The sequence below is a fragment of the Mucilaginibacter sp. P1_D10 genome, assembly GCF_056406215.1.
In genome coordinates this window covers 37,018-54,699 of sequence record NZ_JBFUAP010000004.1, presented here as the reverse complement: position 1 = coordinate 54,699, position 17,682 = coordinate 37,018, and the positions used below count along the sequence as shown (strand labels likewise).

Genomic DNA, 17,682 nt, shown 5'->3' with positions numbered 1-17,682 from the left:
GGGACACCGCCTCTGGGGGTAAAGTAGCGATGGGTTTGAAACCCATCGCTACGGAAGAAAAGCAACAGGCGGTGGGGACACCGCCTCTAGGGTTGAGGTTTTTATCATCTCCCCCACTGGCGGTGTCCCCACCGCCGGTAGTACGCAGAAAATTGATTAAATCCGAATTCCGAAATATAGAAGAATGGACATTTTAAAATTTATAACCGCAGGCAGTGTAGACGATGGCAAGAGCACATTGATTGGCCGCCTGCTATACGATAGCGAAGCGATACTGGTAGATCAGTTGGAAGCTCTCCATGCATCTAACCGTAAAAACGATGACGGCAGCATCGACCTGGCCATCCTTACCGACGGGCTAAAGGCCGAACGCGAGCAGGGCATCACCATTGATGTAGCCTACAAATACTTCGAGACGGACAAGCGTAAATTCATCATAGCCGATGCGCCGGGGCATATCCAATACACCCGCAACATGGTTACAGGTGCCAGCAACGCTGGCCTGGCTATTATTTTGATTGATGCCCGTAAAGGCGTTATCGAGCAAACTACCCGTCACTCGTTTTTGGTGTCGTTGCTGCAGATACAGCAGGTGGTGGTTGCCGTAAACAAAATGGATATGGTTGATTACAGCGAAGACGTATTCAACAAAATAGTGGCCGATTACAAAGTGCTGGCCGGTAAGGTTGGGCTAAAAAATGTTACTTACATCCCAGTGAGTGCATTAAAAGGCGATAACATTGTGTACCCATCCGCAAAAATAAGCTGGTACACCGGCGACAGCCTGCTTACGCATTTGGAAAATGTGGAACTGGAGATAGACGATGCTTCGGCACATGCACGCCTTCCTGTACAATGGGTAGTACGCCCCCAAACCGACGAACTGCACGATTATCGTGGCTACGCCGGCCGTGTAAGCAGCGGTTCTTTTAAAGTGAATGATAAAGTTACGGTGCTGCCATCCGGCTTTAGCTCCACCATATCTAAAATAGAGTTTTATGATAAGGAGCTTAAAGAAGCTTTAGCTGGCAAATCGGTAACGGTGCACCTGGCAGATAATATCGATATCAGCCGTGGCGATATTATCGTAAACAGCGCAGGGCAGCCGCAGCTATCGAACCTGATAGAGGCCGACCTCTGCTGGATGGACACCCGCCCGCTGGATACCTCGCTCACCTACCTGGTACAGCACAACACCAAAACCATCCGCTGCAAAATAAGCGAGGTGCTTTATAAGGTGAACATCAATACGCTCGAGAAAGATTACGATGAAGATTTCAAGCTGAACGATATCGGCCGCATCGTTATCAAAACCGCCGAGCCCCTTGCCTTCGACCCTTACCAGCTTAACAAAGCCAACGGTGGCGCTATCATCATCGATAGCCGTACCAATGTTACCGTGGGCGCGCTGATGCTAAGGCAGGCCGTAGATTAAATATAATTGACCAATTATATTCTGTTAAAGTGAGCAGAAAAACCCTGCGCGAGGTGCAACTCGTGCGGGGTTTGTTGTTTTTAAATCTTACCCACCAGGCGTTTGTCATCAAAACATCAGGAAATAAAAAAATAAGTTTTTTTTGAAATGTTCGGGACTATCGGTCGTCTGATAGGTAACAAACACACATACTCATGAAAAACAATTACCTCACCCATACCACACTGTTGCCGGCCATAGCTACGGCAATACCATATGAAGAAAAAGAGCTTGCCATATTGTTCCTGGATATTAGAAACTTTACCGGCTTGATGGTGTCGCAGCCCGAGCAGCACATTATCCAGATAGTACGGCGCTTGTTCACCGCCTTTAACCAGATCATCAAAAGCTTTAGCGGCAAGGTGATAGAAACCGCAGGCGATAGTCTGTATGCAGTATTTGGCTTACAGGATGGCTTGGCCGAAGCGGTAAATAACGCCTATTTGGCAACCAGGGCCATGTTCCGCACGGTGGGCCTGTTCAACGACTCGTATGCTATCGACACCGAAAACGCTCCCCTTGAAATGGGTGCAGGCTTGCACGCCGGCCGTGTTTTTATAGATGAATTCTCGCTGGAAGGTACGCCGCAGCTGGCAGTAATGGGCCTGCCCGTAAACATTACGGCCCGGCTACAGGCAAAAACAAGGGAACTGAATAATGATTTGCTCATTTCAGAATACGCTTACCACTTTTTAAAAGAGCCGGAAACGGCTGCAGGCTTACAAACGGTTACACTGCAGGGCATAGCGCAGGGGCAGCAGATACGCCTTGCCGGTAGCCCCTACTATGTGCCGAAAGCATTGGCCGAGCCCGATTTGCACATGAGCTACTTGCTTGCCATATCGGGTTAAGGCGGCGGCGAATAAACCGGCCCTTATAGTAATCCCGGAGAGAGATGATAATCCTCCCGGGATTTTTTGTTGCCTGTAAAAGGAATGTTGCGTTATTTGTGCTTATTTTGGCCTTAACATTTAAATTTGCCTGAATCTTATGACGATGTATAACAAAACCCTTCTCCCTGCATTTCTTTTGCTCTTTTGCACCAATGCTTTCGCGCAAAACAAGGTTAATTTAGAGGTAACCTTATCAGATGCTAAGGTAAGCCACAGCCTGTACACGTCAATAAACGTTGCTGATGCCCGGGCCGACACCTCCAATTTCGGGATCGTTCAAACCGGTGCGTTAAATAGGAATGGATGGGTGGTTTCCGAAAAACCGTTTTCGAATGAAATTAAACGGATACTTTCATCGTTAACGGATACTACCGCCGCCAAAGGAGAGTTGCTGCTGCAGTTGCGGCAATTCAACTTTGCCGAGGTACCGGGAGCTCTTGGAGAAAACGGCYATTGCGCTTTCAGGGCCCAAATGTACGCTAAGAAAGGCGATGCGTTCTATAAAATCAACTCCATTGATACGTTGCTCCATCTGCGTTCAAAAATAGATGTTACCAACAAAACATTGCGCAGCGGCAGTTTGGAGCTGACCGCATTCATTCGCGCCAGCCTTTTACTTGCGCCGGCAAATGATGCTCTTGCCTATACCGCTAATGATATAGCGCATATCGACAGCGTTGAGAAAGCCAATATTAAACTATACACCACCAATGTGTACGCCGATGGCTTGTATTTAACTTACCAATCTTTTAAAAACCAGGTACCCGACAGGATAGGCCTTAACATACCCAATGACTATGTTTATACGGGTAACGTTTCCGCACCCGATGACAAAGGCAGGATGAAGGACGTTAAGCTGAAGAAAACTTATGCCATTGTTTACAAGGGTGCCCCTTACATAGTCACCGAATTTGGCTTTTATCTCCTTAGCAAACAAAACGGCGAGTTTACTTTTACCGGCATGGCCAAAACGCCGCCAACTGCCAATGGTATATTAATCAGCTACGCCATGGCCGGTTTGTTAGGCGCCATGGCAGCGAGCGCGAGTGGCGAGGGTATATACGAGATGATTATCGACCATCAAAACGGCTCTATAATCAAGCTAAAAGAGCTACCGGCTGTAAAAGCAACGAGCGCAAACGACGGCTGGGATTAAAAAAAGCGTGCAGTTCGGTTGTCAAAATATGCTTCCTGCGTTAAAACGCGATGTTCCGTTTATAAATAATCCTATCAATCGTGCTGCCGATAACCTGCAACACCTCTTCTTCCAGAAAATCTTCGTTGCGCTGCATCCATTCGCTACCGAGCTTAAACAACATGGCTACCCGCCCGTCCATAAACCTCACGTGCCACACCTGCCACGATTTGAAATAAGCGCTGGTGATGTTTACCAACTGCGCTTTGCCGTCTGTCAGTTTAACTTTGTAATCCATTTTTGGGGTCAGTATTTTTAAAATGTAGATGTGCTATAAATACGGCAAACAAACCGCCTTATTGTGTCATCAAATGTAAAATTTAACTCAAAATATGGTAAACACGTATCATTCAGGGCGTTTTATTAACGATTAAGAAAAAAGATTATCTACAGGCTCAAGAAATTTGGCCAACCTGTTTTGCATGCCCACGGCAATAGCGTTTATATGGCACTTACAACAAATCCGTAGCCAAATTTGCCAGTTCGCTGCGCTCGCCTTTTTGCAGCGTTATATGCGCGTATAGCGGGTGTCCTTTGGCTTTATCTATCAGGTACGATAAGCCGTTGCTCTCGGCATCCAGGTATGGAGTATCTATCTGGTAAATATCACCGGTGAAAACGAATTTACTGTTCTCGCCTGCGCGGGAGATGATAGTCTTCACCTCGTGAGGCGTAAGGTTTTGGGCCTCGTCTACAATAAAGAATATCTTGGCCAGCGTGCGCCCGCGGATGAAAGCCAGTGGGGTGATAGATATCTTATCGTTGGCCACCAGCTCATCTATTTTGCCCTGCATTTTTTCATCGTCGGCAAACTGATCTTTAATAAACTTCAGGTTATCCCAAATAGGCGCCATGTAAGGGTCTATCTTCGATTTTACGTCGCCCGGCAAAAAGCCTATATCTTTATTGCTTAGTGGCACAATGGGGCGGGTAACAAAAATCTGGCGGTAATGCTTGCGTTGTTCCAGTGCGCTGGCCAGGGCCAGCAGGGTTTTACCAGTGCCGGCGTTGCCCTGTATGGTCACCAGCTTAATATCGGGGTGCAGCAGGGCGTGTATGGCGAAAGCCTGCTCCAAATTGCGCGGATGTATATTGAGTACAGGCTGCTCGGTAACCTTTTCTATCCGGTTGCTTTGTTTGTTATAGAAAGCCGATGCGGTTGCGTTTTTGCTATTCAATACAAAAAACTGGTTGCTTTGAGCCTTTATCTCCAAGTCCTCTGCCGGGATGGTATCGTTTTTATTCAGCCGCGCCATCAGCTTCTCGGTTACCTTGTTCAGCACGGTTTTGCCGCTGTAAAGCTCATCCAGGTTTTTTACTTTGCCCGTTTCGTAATCTTCGGCATATAGGTTTAAGGCCTTGGCTTTAAGGCGCAGGCAAATGTCTTTAGATACCAGTATCACCTTTTTATCCGGGTTCTCGAACTGTACGCCAAGGGCTGCGTTCAGGATGCGGTGGTCTATCTTTTCAGAACCAAAAACCTCTTCGGCATCGGCACTGCTGTTCTTCACGTCCATTATCACCTTAAAGCTGCCCTTACTTTTGCCGTTCAAGGGCATCCACTGGTTGATGAGTTGATTTTTGGATATATCGTCCATCAGGCGGATAAAGCTGCGCGCCTCAAAATTGCGGGTATCGTTACCGCTTTTCATGTTGTCCAGCTCTTCCAGCACCTGTATGGGTATGGCCACATCATGTTCCTGGAAGTTCTCAAAAGCGTTGTGGTCATATAGGATAACCGATGTATCCAGCACAAATATCTTCTTTTTCCGGTCGGCCTTGTCTGTAGTATCCTTATTCATCAATGGCTAAATTAATGATTTTGATGGATAAAAAACCAAGGCAACACTGTCCGCACAAAGATTTACAAAAAAGCAGGTAACTTTTCGGCTGCGCGTTAAGTGCTTCTAAAGCGCGATTTATTGTTTTTCTTCAATGGCATCAAGCACCGGCTTGCTGTCTACAAATTGTTCGAAGCTTATAATTTTTCCATCTTTTAGTTTCCATACATGGGCCACCCTGGCTTCAAAAGGTTTGCCGGTAATTTTATAAGTCCCGGTATAGGTACCGTAGGCAACTACCTTATCATCGCCGGCCACATAGTCTTCGGGTGTGAATTTATAGTCGATCCATTCACTACCCAGGCGGCTAAAAACATTTTTGGTGATGTTATCCAGGCCGATGTATGTTCCGCCATAAGGGAAGCCATGGGCTTCTGTCCAGCTGATATTATCGGCTACGTATTTAGCCAGGTTTCTACCATTTTCCTCGGAAGTTTTGCCTTCGTAGGTGCTTCTAACAATTTCTAAATTGGTCATTTTCTTTTGTTTTACGGCACAACCCGGCAGCACAATAAGCACTGCCAGGTTGAACAAAATTGCTTATTTTACCATTTCATTTCGCCGGTGTTTACTTTCGCGCCAATCTGCAAGGCTATTTCAAAAGTAAGCGCAGGATATTCTGCTTTTATAGCCGCAACCAATGCCGCTGAGGTTTTGTTGGTTTTCAAAGCTTCTTCGTAAAATTGGATATACGTTTTGGTATGTTTAACAGCACTGATATCAAACGGACTTGCGTTATTGGCGTGGGCGGGGATTACGATAGCCGGATGCAACGCTTCAATTTTTTCTAAAACTGTAATCCATTGTTTACGGGCATCTGCTGTTTGTGCATCAGCCATCCATAAATTAAAGGTGGTTCCGAAGATGTTGATACCGCCTATAACAGCTTTGATAGCAGGTACCCATACAAAAGTTTTAGACGGGAATTCTTCTAAGCCCACAATTTCTATTTTCTGACCTTCCAGCTCGATGCTGTTGCCTTTTAATACCTGTGGTAAAATAGCATTTGAGGTTACCTTATTGCCCAGTTGGCCACCCCAAACATCCAATTTCTTTTGAGCGGTTGCCTTAATATGCTCTACAGTTGCCGGCGAAGCATAAGCGGTTACTTCAGGAAAGTATTTTTTGAATACTTCCAGGCCAAAGTAAAAATCGGGATCGCCGTGAGAAACATAAATAGTCGTTAATTTTTTTCCCGAATTTTTAATTTCCTGTGCTACATTTTCAGCATCTGCCAGGGTAAATTGCGCGTCAATCAACACTGCATCGGTTTTGCCGGATATGATGACCGACGCCACACCAAAGGCATTTTCTGATGCGTTGTAAATTTCAAGTTTTAAGTTGTCTGCTTCAATTGTTTTGAAACTTTGTGCCTGTACATCCATTTTGAGTAAATTAAAGTGGTTAGTAATACCGTTGAAAAAATCTGTTTCATCTATTGATTTAAATGATGAAGCAAAGATGCTTACTGTTTAACCCTCGAAACATTGAACAAGTTCAATAAATGCGGGGCCACCTTATTTTCGGCTGGAAATTTTTCGCCTGATCTTACTCAAAAATTCGTGGCTGATACCTAAGTATGCAGCAATCTGGAGATTGGATAGCCGTTGGAAGAGCTGCGGATATTTTTCAATAAAGTCAAGGTAGCGTTGGTCGGCAGTTTTACTTAAATTATCTATCATTCTCCGTTGCAGGGCCACATGCGTTTTTTGGGTCATCACCCTAAATAATTTTTCTATTTCAGGCAGGTTTGTATAGGCAAATTCTTTGTCCCTTTTTGTAATTAAAAGCACCTCACTGTCTTCCAGTGCTTCAATGAAAAGTTGTGAGGGCGTACCATTGGTAAAACTATCAATATCGGTAATCCACCAGTTTTCAATGGCAAAATAAAGTATTTGATCAAAGCCGTTCTGGTCGATATGATAAACACGAAAAAGCCCTCTGGTAACGAAACCTTCAAATCTGCAAACTTCGCCGGCCCTCAATAAAAAATCTTTTCTTCTAATTGATTTTGGTTGAAATAAATTGCAAAATTCTTCTGTTTCTTTTTCAGAAAGAGAAATATGTTTAGCGATATTTTGTTTAAGGAGGTTTATCATGTAGTAGGTACTGTAAAGTTACCAATAATCCGACGAAGGAGCGCGACCTCTTTTCCGCTGTATTTGATTTATAGTATCAAGGCGAACCGCTAAAAGCCCCTACAATGCGAAATTCGTTGCAATGGTAAAACAAGCGGAAAAAGAGGCAATTACAGCGCCTTTAATCCAAACGATATATGGGGCAGTTTAAACTTAAAATAGAAGAGTTAACTCACCAATAAACCGAATACATTTAACCATTTATATCTTCATAATCGCTTATTTCAAGCTTGTACCCTTTGCCGCGTACAACAACAATGTGGATATTAGGATCGGGGGCCAGTTTTTTTCTGAGTTTTGATATAAACATATCCAGGCTGCGGCCAACTATAACACCTTCATCCTCCCATATGTCTTTTTGCAGCCGGCTCCGCTCTATGATTTCGTTCGGCGATTTCACGAATATGTGAAGCAGACGTGTTTCAGTTCCGGTCAGGTCGATGATATTTCCATTTACTGTCAATTGCCGTTTATTCGCATCAAACAACATCGAGCCCAAAGTTAAAATGTCGGTATTTTGACTGCCCGACCTGGCTCCTCGCGGCTTAGCAGATTTTAAGAAAATAAAACCAATAAATGCCAAAAATGGCAGGCTGCCCAGAAGATATCCATTTTTCTTTGTAGCTATGCCTGTCGGTTTGAATTTAACATTGATCATGTAACGGGCTCTGGGTTGTATTCTTCCCCTGCATGGTACAATATCATCTTCATGATCTTTCGATATAGCGTATCCATAAGTAACACTGTCGGTGCCACAGGTCAGAACGTTGACAACATAATCATGTGCAAGCGGATTTTGGGCCAGCAAAAACCGGGTAATATGCACCAGGGAGTCCGGTCGGAAAGTAAGTTCATTCTCAAACCTGATCTGGTACTCATTTTCCTCGATTTTTTTTATCGGGAGTACCCTTGATGTACTATCGCCTGACTGTAAGAGGAGTTCATGTCCGAGCCTACGGAGCAAAATCTCCCTCCTGGCGACATCAAAGTCATCAGTACCGGTCATACTGCAAGCCGCGCAAATCACAGAGATAAACAGGAGTAATAGCAATCCGTATAGGTACTTGCGTTTCCCGGAGAGGAGGTTTCGGCTATCAGACATACTGTTTACGATTTATTTACAAAGTTTACATTTTTATTTACAATCCAAATTTCTCACCCTGAAAGATATCAAAGTAATTTTGCTGGATCAACTTTGATATCATATGAGAAATAAAAGAAACGGTTTGCCTTTACTGATTATCATGCTTGTTTTTGGTACTTTCTGTAGAGGGCAAGTCAAAACAAACTTGTCAAAAGACAGTATTAAGTCCGAAAACAAAAGCTTAGTCACTTCTTCCGGACCTAACGGAATCACTCGTAATATCATACAAGATAGAAACGGCAACATTTGGATTGCTGCATTTGATGGTATTTTTCGGTACGATGGGAAAACTTTTACTAATATCACAAGCAAAGTAAGTTCGGCACGCTTCTTTTCCGTTTTACAAGATAGTAAAGGCAACTTGTGGTTCGGCTCCATTGGCTCAGGAGTTTATTACTACGACGGGAAATCCTTTAGAAATTTTACAACAAAAGAGGGGCTTGCCGGTAATGGAGTTACTTGTATTTATGAAGATAAAACCGGTATTATTTGGTTCGGTACTGAAGGCGGAGTAAGCAGTTTCGATGGGAAATCATTTCGAAAGTTTACAACGAAAGAAAGGCTGCCCATAAATGGAGCTAATTCTATCATGGAAGACAAAACAGGCAAGTTTTGGTTAGCTACAGGAGGCAATACCTTCGTATATGATGGAAAGACATTTGTAGCTTTCACCCATAATGGTAAACCATTTACCAATGTTCGTTCTATAATCGAAGATAAAAAAGGCAATATCTGGCTTGGTGGCGCTGATGGCCTTTGGCGTTATGACGGCAGTACATTTACCAATTTTACGCAGAAGTTTGTTGGTCATATAATCGAGGATAAAAAAGGTAATATTTGGACCAGTTCAGAAAGCACTAGTAGCCCGGCTTGGGTTAGTACAGAAACGGGGAATATCCAAGCTTGGGCACTTTCCCGGTACGACGGGAAGTCCTTGTCTGATAAACAGCCAACCGTTACCGAAATAGCAAATAAAGGAATGATTTTCGGGATTTTAGAAGATGACAAAGGAAGCATTTGGTTTGGCGCCTTCGATGGGGTGCATCGTTATAATGGAAAAACTATTGCTGACTTTAACAGTCAAGACGGTAAGAAGTAACTTTTATAGCCAATAATTTAAATTTGCGGGTTTGAAACACTTTAATACCGGGTTAACCATTACAAAATGGGTTCAATCGAAAACGGACTAGATAATTCAGATTGGCCTCAATCATCACTCTATTATTGTCAAAATTAACGGCTACTCCATATAACTTGCCTGTATTACTTGATTTACGGGGGCAATTCAGCAGAGAGCTGCGGATATATCAATCAATATACGATATATATCAAGAACACTTCGACCACCGCTTGCCAATCGGTTTGAACCCGAAGGCCCATAAAGCGGCTCTTCGCGAATATGCAATAGCAGTAGGCGCTGCGGTAATATGGCTCGACCCTAAAGTGGCTGGCGAAAGTGAACTGCTGGACAAATTCTTGTCTTCCATGTCGCCCGGTGCGACTTTTATGGGCTGGTGGCCCGAAGAAAAGCGACCTCTTTTCCGCTGCATTTGATTTATAGCATCAAGGCGAACCGTTAACTAATCGGATGGAATGCCAGCTACTTTGAATTAAGTGAGTGATAGCCTATCCTACCAATAGATCTCCACATCGCCAGTTCTTCCTTATATCGGTCGTTAATCACTTCGCATGTAGCATCAATACGCATGGTAGGCCGGTCTGTCAAATTATAGGCTGGCCAATCCGGAACATCCTTCGCAGCAGGCTTACCTGTCTTTGCAAAGGTCGTCCAAAGTTCGGCCATGTGATGCGATGCAACAAAGCGTTCAGGCTTGTTCCCGCTTAAAAAACCAGCCGGTGTACCCGGCACTTCGTTATTGAATTTGAATGTGATATCCATAGCATGCGGCGTGCCCAATGGGTAATCGGTACCCGGGATCTTTGCTTCGGATTTATAACAAAAATTGTATAGGTACACGGGAGCGCCCCCCTGTTCAGCTTTCCTTTCTGCGATGGCAATGGAGCCAAGCCCCATCATATTAATTGATCTTACAGCCATCCAGATATCACTTGCTGATGCATTCGGTCGGGTTTGCCTGTACGTCGCAATAATTTTTTGGGCATCGGCTCCGAACTCCGGTTGGAGATTTGCTTGCAATGCTTCAAATGTAAAATCCTTTTGAAGGGGAGCGGTATCACGCGAATACATTGCAAAAAACGCCCATTCATCTTCATTCCACCCCGTCATGAGCGGCTTGTCCTTTGAAATTTTCGGCGCAAACGGGTCAAACGGGTCATGGGGCAGTGCAAMTCCGTCAACCACAGGCGCAAAATTGTTTGGAACGAACCCTACAGCACCGTTTTTTTTAACGTAGTCGGTATTAGCCATAAGGCCGGGAATTTTATTTTGAACATCCATCAGATCTTTCACGGGGACATCGAGTATTTTTTTCCAGTCCTTTGCATCGATACCCAGTTCCTTGAATACCAGTTTTGTCATTTCTATTGCCGCCTCTTTAGGCATCATCCTAAGGCCTGGCCCGCTTTCAATTGAAGCTTTATTGAAATACGGCGCTGCTGCGGGCATAGCATATAAACAGCTTGTTTTTGCGCCGCCGCCCGATTCGCCCCATATCATCACATTGTTTGGGTCGCCTCCAAATGCCGCAATATTCTTTTTCACCCATTTTAAGCCGTCGACAATATCCAGAAGGCCATTATTACCAGAACCGGCATATTCCGGGCCTGCAATATCTTCCAGATACAGAAAAGCCATTAGCCCTAACCGGTGGTTTGTTTCTACTACGACCACATCAAAAAAGCGGGCAAGGTTTGAGCCATCCTGATCAAGGGCGCCGCCAGAGCCGTTAGAAAAACCCCCTCCGTGATTGTAAAACATCACAGGACGTTTCTTATTATCATTAGCTGGTGTCCAAACGTTTAAAAACAAGCAGTCTTCAGCCGGCTTAGTTTCGTTTACGGCACGAGACTGAAATTGAGGTTGGATAGAGGGAGCACCGAGTTGTAAGGCGTCACGTACCCCCGTCCAGGGTTTCAAGGGACCTGGCCTTTTAAATCGCCTGTCGCCCGAAAGGCTTCCGGCGTAAGGAATGCCCTTGAATAAACAAACCCCATCCTTTCTGATGCCCCTGAGTTTGCCCTCAGCGGCTTCGGCGATTACGAAATCGTCTTCGGCCAGGACTGAAGAACTGGCGAATTTGGGGAGAGCAATTGCAGTGGTAATAACTGACAACTGCCCTAAAAATTTTCTTCTGCTTGATATGTACATAACTTTGTGTTAGGTGGGCGCCTCAGGAAATGTTACCCGCGCTTCATTATTGGCCTGATATCAGGATGGAAATCAGTGTTAATTCTTTGTTTTTTGGGCTCCATCCCAGTGCTCTGCAAGCTTTCCATTTTCTATGCGGAACATATCGAACCAGGTGGTTGTATATGTTTTTGTGCTGTCTGCCGGATCGGGCAATTTTGTGGCAAAGCTTATCACAACCATATCACCTTCTGCAACAATAGCAACTACGGGCGCTTGTATGGTATCCACAATTGGTTTAGGCTTTGCAAACTTTGAAAATACTTCAACAAACCCTTTTCTTCCTGTTGGAACATTTGGATTATGTTGCATATAGGTTTCGGCGAGATATTTATCTGCAAATTCGAGATGGCCTCCTTCCAAAATTTCACGCCAGCAGTCGTACACCAATTTTTTATTGGCTGCAAGCTTAGGATCGTTGCTTTGTAATAATGTTTTTTGATTTGCGAGCGGCATGACCGGCAATTGTGCAAAAATGTCATTTTTAAATAAAGCCATGATGGCTATAGAAAGTATAATAAATTTTTTATGCATTTGTAATTTATTGTTAGCGTGTAAAGAAGTTCTGTTGATCATTGTACGAAAGCAAACACATTTTAGATGCAATGCATTACTGTGCTTTTGCAAACTCGCCATCAGCTGCGATCTCTACCTCGTCGCTTACAAGTACCGTAGGCGTATTTGCCCCAATATTAAAGTCCGACCGCTTTAATGTACCCCGTAATTTAAAACCGGCATCGTTTTGCTTGCTATTTGGGTTCTCTTTTGTGCCCCGGAACCAAAGGTCCATAGTTACAGGCTTTGTAACGCCATGCATGGTAAGGTTGCCGGTAAGCTTATACTTGTTCGCTCCATCTGCCTTTAACGATGAACTTTTGAAAGTGATAGCCGGGTATTTCGCAGCATCAAAAAAGTTAGCGCTTCTAAGGTCATTATCACGCATTTCAACTTCGGTGTTGATGGAGGACACATCTGCTGAAAGCTCAAAAACGGCATCGCTAAAATCGGGCTTGCCTGCAGTTATGGTAACATTAAAATTTTTGAACAAACCATCTACGTCCGAAAGCAAATGATGGGTAACAGTAAACTTAAGTTTGGAATGCATTTTATCATTTCTCCAGGTAACCGTTTGGGCAAATAACGAGGTTTGTAGCAGCAGGATAACCCCCGATAATAATAATTTCTTCATGTTTAATAATTGGTTTGAATTCAGTTGAATGAAAACTTCAGGGCTGTCAACTGCATTGGAATGCTTAATTTGACGATAAGAAGCTTCGGGGTAAAAATAGAAGGGATTTGGTTCCGATATCTTGATGCGAATCAAGAAATTATATTGATTTTGGTCAATGGGCCGATAATCACGCCTCAGCCTTTTTTACAAAAAGCCTTTTTCTTACACGGCTTAACGTTTCGGGGGTTAATCCAAGATAAGAAGCGATCATATGTTGTGGTACGCGTTGGGTAATATCCGGATATAGGTCTAACAGCTTAGTGTACCTTTCATCGGTCGACAGGGTGAACATGTCTATCAACCTTTTTTGCAGCGAAATATACGCACCCCGATATTGGGTGTAGTTAAATTTGAAAAATTCGGGTACAGCGGTCTCCAGGTACACGTGCGCAGTTTTGCTTATCAATATCAATTCAGAATCTTCTACTGCATCAATATTCAGATCGGATTTGTCTTCATTTATAAAACTGGAAATATCAGATATAAACCAACCCTCCGGTGCAAATTGTATAATGTGTTCGTTATTTTTTTCATCTACCAAATACGAACGCAACATGCCCTTACTCACAAATGCCACTGATCTGCAAGTTTCTCCCTCCTGCAAAAAGTACTGATGCTTTCTCAATTTCTTTACAGTAACATGCTGCCTGAAAATTGCTTTTTCAGCTTCTGTTAGTGTTACCCATTTTGACAGTTTATCGAAGAAAGTATCCAGCATATTACTTAAACCACTAATTTAACTTTATTTGGCCGATTACTTACAGTTAATAATCAGAAAGATCTTTCTTTGACCGATTTCACTTGAAAACATATTGTGCAAATACGGTGATGCTGAACGCGGCATTTTTGCCAAGTGGATAGAAAACCAGAACTTTACCGACACATTTAACCGACTATGAAACTGATTACCATGCTTAGGATCAAAGCTGCATATTTTCTTTTCTTCTGTTTATTTATCACACCATCCATGGCCCAGGTTAAATGGCCGGCTGGTCAGCTGCTGCCATCTTTCCCGGCTCCTGCGCAGGTACAGGATTTGATCATGCTCCGCGATAGTACTCCTTACTCCTCGGCAGAAATGTACCTGTTTGCTTCGCTGAAGGGTTTGGTGAATCGCAAAAAGCCACGTATTCTCTCCTATGAAGGTGATGCTTTAGCCGAAGGACCACATACCTGGCTCAAGTCGCTAGGTTTGAAGTGGACTGAACCTGCAGACAAATGGGACCTGATTACCAAATACCGGGGTGAAATTTCGGGTTTGATCGTTTATGATTCCGCGCAGGTACATACCATTAACCTGGCTACGGTGCTTGCAAAAAGCAAAGGTGCTTTAATTGCCTCGCCCCTTTTATTGTCCAAATTAACGGCCGCTCCGTTTAATTTACCCGTCTTGGTTGATTTGCGGGGGCAATTCAGCAGTAAGCTGCGGATATATCAATCAATATACGATATATATCAAGAACACTTCGACCACCGATTACTAATCGGATTAAACCCCGATGTGCATAAAGCGGCTCTTCGCGAATATGCAATAGCAGTAGGCGCTGCGGTAATATGGCTCGACCCAAAAGTGGCTGGCGAAAGTGAACTGCTAAACAAATTCTTGTCTTCCATGTCGCCCGGTGCAAGCTTTATGGGCTGGTGGCCTGAGGAAGCTCCGGGAATTGAGCGGGCCTCAAAATATGGTATCGCAACCATCGCAAGCGATTGGAGCACCAACCTAACGGTGCATAGCGGCACCTCCCGAATCATACATATAAAACCAATTCCGCCAAAGCCGGCACTCAAAAACAAAATTTATGTTGCCTTTATATTAAGCGATGGAGACAATTTGCAATTTATAGAGCATGCGATGCGTAAACTTTGGGATAACCCGGACCGGGGCGCTGTCGCGATGGGTTGGACCGTGTCGCCTGCTATGCTGGACGCCATGCCCGGCGCACTTAACTACTTTTATCAAACTTCCACTAAAAATGACAATCTCATTTCCGGGCCTTCCGGCTATGGTTATACCTATCCTAACACCTGGACTGATGAAAATTTGCTAAAACAGTTCGTCACTAAAACCCAAGACTATAATAACCGTGCTGGTTTACGGGTAATCACCATCTGGAACACGATTACCGGCGGTATCAACCCTAATGTTGGGAAGATTTATGCAGGTCAGGCAAAATCCTTACTTGGCTTAACTGCCCAGAACACCGGAGGCGGGCTCACCATCTATAACAACACCTTGCCCGGGATGGCGCTTTCCTGTAACTACTGCACAACCGAACAGGCCATGAAAGACCATATCGCCAGGGCAGCAGCTGGTTGGGATAGGGTTTCGCCACGATTCGTTATTATACAGGCGCAGCCCTGGCAGGGTGTATCGCCAACAAGTTTTAAAAATGTGGCTAATTCACTTAACGAGGATTATGTAATCGTACGCCCCGATCATCTTTTTCAGCTTATCCGTGAGAAAAATGGCATGTCGATTAGCCCGAAGTAGATACCCCCTGAGATAAACAGCCAATAATCTATTGCATAAAACCTTGGGATTGGGCCATGCTATGCGGGCACCGTTATCTCCTATTACTTAAATTCAGGGCTCTTTGTATTCGCGGCCGGTTGTATCGTTGCAATAAAATCGGGTAAAGATTTAATAACACGTTCAATACAAGTAACCACAACGATTTGATAACGCCGAATTTGAATGCAACGAATGCATTAAACCCCAGCACGATAAACAAAATAATGAGGTGCCCCAGTTCGTTCTTTTTTGTTTGATAATGCAAATTCGCCAGGGCTTCTGTGTTTTTCCCTACAGGGTTAGCTTTTTTATTTAGCTTCTCCCAGCCAATCCACACCAGTAATTTCCTGAAAAAATTCACCCCAAAACGCTCGTATATTTTCCCTCTCCGCTCCCATCCCTTTTCATTATAGTAAGAAGACGTAAGCTTACTTTTTAATGCTTCCGTAAAAGCAAGTACCCATATCATCAACACAAAGTTCAGCGACCATGCGAAGGAAAGACCATCCATTTTGATATATTTAACCAAGGCATAAATGGAAGCAATCGTAACTATTGCAATTAAAGTTAAGGTTAAGGATTTTTTCATTTATTAATTAGGGAGCGATTCTCAGATGCCGCATACAGCCCAAATATAATAAGTGGTTTTTATTTTGGATGCGGCCCCTTAGCTATTTATCACCAAAGTATCTTTTTAGTATATTAATATTACAATCGTGATATTTGAATATATTTATACCGTATATATTTGCCCTCCCCCTTGAGCAAATGCCATTGATTAAAAACCCGAGTAATGAAAACAAAACAGCATCATTTCGTAAACAACGGATGGGTAGATCTACCATCAGACCTGGAGCCGGAAAAATCACAGTTGGTATTGGTATTCGGTTCGCCTGCGGTTATAACCCAACCCGAAATTTATAAGCATCTACGGTCAGTCTATACGCATGCGGATATCGCATTTTCATCAACGGCCGGCGAAATACTGGGCGATGCCGTTTACGACGATAGCGCAGTGGTTACCGCTATCGAATTTGAAAAAACAAATATTAAAAGTATCAAAACCAACATAAAACACCATGTCAATAGTTTTGATACCGGCTTATTTTTAATGCAGAAACTCGCTGCTGAGGATTTGAACTGCGTATTTGTGATATCAGACGGTACTTTTATCAACGGCAGCGAACTGGTTAGCGGCCTCAATAAAGATAATAAGCACCGCGTACCTGTTACCGGTGGTTTGGCCGGCGATGCTGCACGTTTTGAGAAGACGCTAACAGGTTTAAACGAAGCGCCATCGCAAGGAAACGTAATAGCTATCGGTTTTTACGGCACGGACATCCGCATAGGCCATGGCTCGGTTGGCGGTTGGGATGAGTTTGGCCAGGAACGCACCATCACCAAATCGAATCAAAATATATTGTTCGAAATAGATAATAAAAACGCACTCGATCTTTATAAAGAATATCTGGGCGATTATGTTGATGAACTGCCAGGATCGGCATTGCTGTTCCCCCTGTCTTTACGCCATAAAGATGGGCAAAAGGTGGTACGCACCATTTTGAGTATAAACGAAGAGCAAAAATCGATGACTTTTGCCGGTAACCTGCCCGAAGGAAGCAAGGTAAGGTTGATGAAAGCCAACTTCGATAAAATAATCGAAGCATCGTCAAAAGCGGCCAACTTTGCAGGGATAGAAGCAAGCGCACCCGACCTCGCCGTGCTCATCAGTTGCGTGGGCCGCAAGCTCATCCTGCATGAAAGGACGTTCGAAGAGCTCGAAGCCGCCAAAGAAGTACTGGGCGATGCTACCGCCATAACCGGTTTTTATAGCTATGGCGAAATATCTCCGTTTAACGATAGCGTACAATGTGAACTGCATAACCAAACTATGACCATCACCACATTCACAGAATTTTAGCCTAC

At 44.0% G+C, this 17,682-nt stretch carries 18 protein-coding genes; 7 read left to right on the top strand and 11 right to left on the bottom strand.

The features are described 5' to 3' along the window. Window positions 1–184: 184 nt before the first annotated feature. The 3 genes from AC1DYT_RS07015 (at window position 185) to AC1DYT_RS07005 (ending at window position 3,523) form a co-directional block, all read left to right on the top strand. On the top strand, window positions 185–1,435 hold the full coding sequence (locus AC1DYT_RS07015) for a sulfate adenylyltransferase subunit 1 (RefSeq protein WP_477468924.1): 1,251 nt from the start codon (window positions 185–187) through the stop codon (window positions 1,433–1,435). Window positions 1,436–1,629: 194 nt separating this feature from the next. Further along, window positions 1,630–2,325, top strand: a complete 696-nt coding sequence (locus tag AC1DYT_RS07010) for an adenylate/guanylate cyclase domain-containing protein (protein ID WP_477468923.1) — start codon at window positions 1,630–1,632, stop codon at window positions 2,323–2,325. Between the two features lie 139 nt (window positions 2,326–2,464). Beyond that, the gene (locus AC1DYT_RS07005; protein ID WP_477468922.1) at window positions 2,465–3,523 is read left to right on the top strand and encodes a hypothetical protein; all 1,059 of its coding nucleotides are present in this window, start codon (window positions 2,465–2,467) and stop codon (window positions 3,521–3,523) included. A gap of 40 nt (window positions 3,524–3,563) precedes the next feature. Here AC1DYT_RS07005 and AC1DYT_RS07000 read toward each other — a convergent pair whose 3' ends face one another. From AC1DYT_RS07000 to AC1DYT_RS06975, 6 genes are all read right to left on the bottom strand, one after another. After that, window positions 3,564–3,800, bottom strand: coding sequence for a hypothetical protein (locus AC1DYT_RS07000; protein ID WP_477468921.1), 237 nt, complete (start codon window positions 3,798–3,800; stop codon window positions 3,564–3,566). 214 nt (window positions 3,801–4,014) lie between these two features. Continuing rightward, entirely contained in the window at window positions 4,015–5,364 is a 1,350-nt protein-coding gene (locus AC1DYT_RS06995; RefSeq protein WP_477468920.1) for a PhoH family protein, read from the bottom strand. Window positions 5,365–5,481: 117 nt separating this feature from the next. Continuing rightward, window positions 5,482–5,880, bottom strand: a complete 399-nt coding sequence (locus AC1DYT_RS06990) for a nuclear transport factor 2 family protein (protein WP_477468919.1) — start codon at window positions 5,878–5,880, stop codon at window positions 5,482–5,484. A 68-nt stretch (window positions 5,881–5,948) separates the two neighbouring features. Then, window positions 5,949–6,788 (bottom strand): MBL fold metallo-hydrolase, encoded by an 840-nt coding sequence (locus AC1DYT_RS06985; protein ID WP_477468918.1) that lies wholly within the window; start codon window positions 6,786–6,788, stop codon window positions 5,949–5,951. Between the two features lie 132 nt (window positions 6,789–6,920). Next, window positions 6,921–7,502, bottom strand: coding sequence for a Crp/Fnr family transcriptional regulator (locus tag AC1DYT_RS06980; RefSeq protein ID WP_477468917.1), 582 nt, complete (start codon window positions 7,500–7,502; stop codon window positions 6,921–6,923). A gap of 232 nt (window positions 7,503–7,734) precedes the next feature. Continuing rightward, on the bottom strand, window positions 7,735–8,547 hold the full coding sequence (locus AC1DYT_RS06975; RefSeq protein ID WP_477468916.1) for a winged helix-turn-helix domain-containing protein: 813 nt from the start codon (window positions 8,545–8,547) through the stop codon (window positions 7,735–7,737). Between the two features lie 199 nt (window positions 8,548–8,746). Between AC1DYT_RS06975 and AC1DYT_RS06970 the strand changes: the two genes are divergently transcribed. Both AC1DYT_RS06970 and AC1DYT_RS06965 read left to right on the top strand, forming a co-directional pair. Beyond that, window positions 8,747–9,784, top strand: a complete 1,038-nt coding sequence (locus AC1DYT_RS06970; RefSeq protein WP_477468915.1) for a ligand-binding sensor domain-containing protein — start codon at window positions 8,747–8,749, stop codon at window positions 9,782–9,784. Window positions 9,785–9,939: 155 nt separating this feature from the next. Continuing rightward, a complete protein-coding gene (locus AC1DYT_RS06965; protein WP_477468914.1) occupies window positions 9,940–10,239 on the top strand; it encodes a hypothetical protein in 300 nt (99 codons plus the stop codon). Window positions 10,240–10,285: 46 nt separating this feature from the next. On the opposite strand, the gene AC1DYT_RS06960 is transcribed toward AC1DYT_RS06965, so the two are convergent. The 4 genes from AC1DYT_RS06960 to AC1DYT_RS06945 form a co-directional block, all read right to left on the bottom strand. After that, a complete protein-coding gene (locus tag AC1DYT_RS06960; protein ID WP_477468913.1) occupies window positions 10,286–11,974 on the bottom strand; it encodes a carboxylesterase/lipase family protein in 1,689 nt (562 codons plus the stop codon). A gap of 78 nt (window positions 11,975–12,052) precedes the next feature. Further along, window positions 12,053–12,511 carry a nuclear transport factor 2 family protein gene (locus tag AC1DYT_RS06955; RefSeq protein WP_477468912.1) on the bottom strand — a complete coding sequence of 153 codons (459 nt, stop codon included), beginning with the start codon at window positions 12,509–12,511 and terminating at the stop codon, window positions 12,053–12,055. A gap of 112 nt (window positions 12,512–12,623) precedes the next feature. Then, window positions 12,624–13,202, bottom strand: coding sequence for a YceI family protein (locus AC1DYT_RS06950; protein ID WP_477468911.1), 579 nt, complete (start codon window positions 13,200–13,202; stop codon window positions 12,624–12,626). A 169-nt stretch (window positions 13,203–13,371) separates the two neighbouring features. Then, on the bottom strand, window positions 13,372–13,962 hold the full coding sequence (locus tag AC1DYT_RS06945; protein WP_477468910.1) for a Crp/Fnr family transcriptional regulator: 591 nt from the start codon (window positions 13,960–13,962) through the stop codon (window positions 13,372–13,374). Between the two features lie 177 nt (window positions 13,963–14,139). On the opposite strand from AC1DYT_RS06945, the gene AC1DYT_RS06940 reads away from it, so the two are divergent. Next, a complete protein-coding gene (locus tag AC1DYT_RS06940) occupies window positions 14,140–15,735 on the top strand; it encodes a hypothetical protein (RefSeq protein WP_477468909.1) in 1,596 nt (531 codons plus the stop codon). Between the two features lie 73 nt (window positions 15,736–15,808). Here AC1DYT_RS06940 and AC1DYT_RS06935 read toward each other — a convergent pair whose 3' ends face one another. Continuing rightward, complete coding sequence (locus AC1DYT_RS06935) at window positions 15,809–16,345, bottom strand: glycosyl-4,4'-diaponeurosporenoate acyltransferase CrtO family protein (RefSeq protein ID WP_477468908.1); 537 nt, start codon at window positions 16,343–16,345, stop codon at window positions 15,809–15,811. A 204-nt stretch (window positions 16,346–16,549) separates the two neighbouring features. Here AC1DYT_RS06935 and AC1DYT_RS06930 point away from each other — a divergent pair, with 204 nt between their 5' ends. Further along, entirely contained in the window at window positions 16,550–17,677 is a 1,128-nt protein-coding gene (locus AC1DYT_RS06930; protein ID WP_477468907.1) for an FIST signal transduction protein, read from the top strand. Window positions 17,678–17,682 lie beyond the last annotated feature (5 nt).

Bases quoted from the DNA above. Each gene is read 5' to 3' on its own strand.
- AC1DYT_RS07015 (WP_477468924.1), top strand. From the start codon at position 185: ATGGACATTTTAAAATTTATAACCGCAGGCAGTGTAGACGATGGCAAG.
- AC1DYT_RS07010 (WP_477468923.1), top strand. From the start codon at position 1,630: ATGAAAAACAATTACCTCACCCATACCACACTGTTGCCGGCCATAGCT.
- AC1DYT_RS07000 (WP_477468921.1), bottom strand. From the start codon at position 3,800: ATGGATTACAAAGTTAAACTGACAGACGGCAAAGCGCAGTTGGTAAAC.
- AC1DYT_RS06995 (WP_477468920.1), bottom strand. From the start codon at position 5,364: ATGAATAAGGATACTACAGACAAGGCCGACCGGAAAAAGAAGATATTT.
- AC1DYT_RS06990 (WP_477468919.1), bottom strand. From the start codon at position 5,880: ATGACCAATTTAGAAATTGTTAGAAGCACCTACGAAGGCAAAACTTCC.
- AC1DYT_RS06985 (WP_477468918.1), bottom strand. From the start codon at position 6,788: ATGGATGTACAGGCACAAAGTTTCAAAACAATTGAAGCAGACAACTTA.
- AC1DYT_RS06980 (WP_477468917.1), bottom strand. From the start codon at position 7,502: ATGATAAACCTCCTTAAACAAAATATCGCTAAACATATTTCTCTTTCT.
- AC1DYT_RS06975 (WP_477468916.1), bottom strand. From the start codon at position 8,547: ATGACCGGTACTGATGACTTTGATGTCGCCAGGAGGGAGATTTTGCTC.
- AC1DYT_RS06970 (WP_477468915.1), top strand. From the start codon at position 8,747: ATGAGAAATAAAAGAAACGGTTTGCCTTTACTGATTATCATGCTTGTT.
- AC1DYT_RS06955 (WP_477468912.1), bottom strand. From the start codon at position 12,511: ATGGCTTTATTTAAAAATGACATTTTTGCACAATTGCCGGTCATGCCG.
- AC1DYT_RS06950 (WP_477468911.1), bottom strand. From the start codon at position 13,202: ATGAAGAAATTATTATTATCGGGGGTTATCCTGCTGCTACAAACCTCG.
- AC1DYT_RS06945 (WP_477468910.1), bottom strand. From the start codon at position 13,962: ATGCTGGATACTTTCTTCGATAAACTGTCAAAATGGGTAACACTAACA.
- AC1DYT_RS06940 (WP_477468909.1), top strand. From the start codon at position 14,140: ATGAAACTGATTACCATGCTTAGGATCAAAGCTGCATATTTTCTTTTC.
- AC1DYT_RS06935 (WP_477468908.1), bottom strand. From the start codon at position 16,345: ATGAAAAAATCCTTAACCTTAACTTTAATTGCAATAGTTACGATTGCT.
- AC1DYT_RS06930 (WP_477468907.1), top strand. From the start codon at position 16,550: ATGAAAACAAAACAGCATCATTTCGTAAACAACGGATGGGTAGATCTA.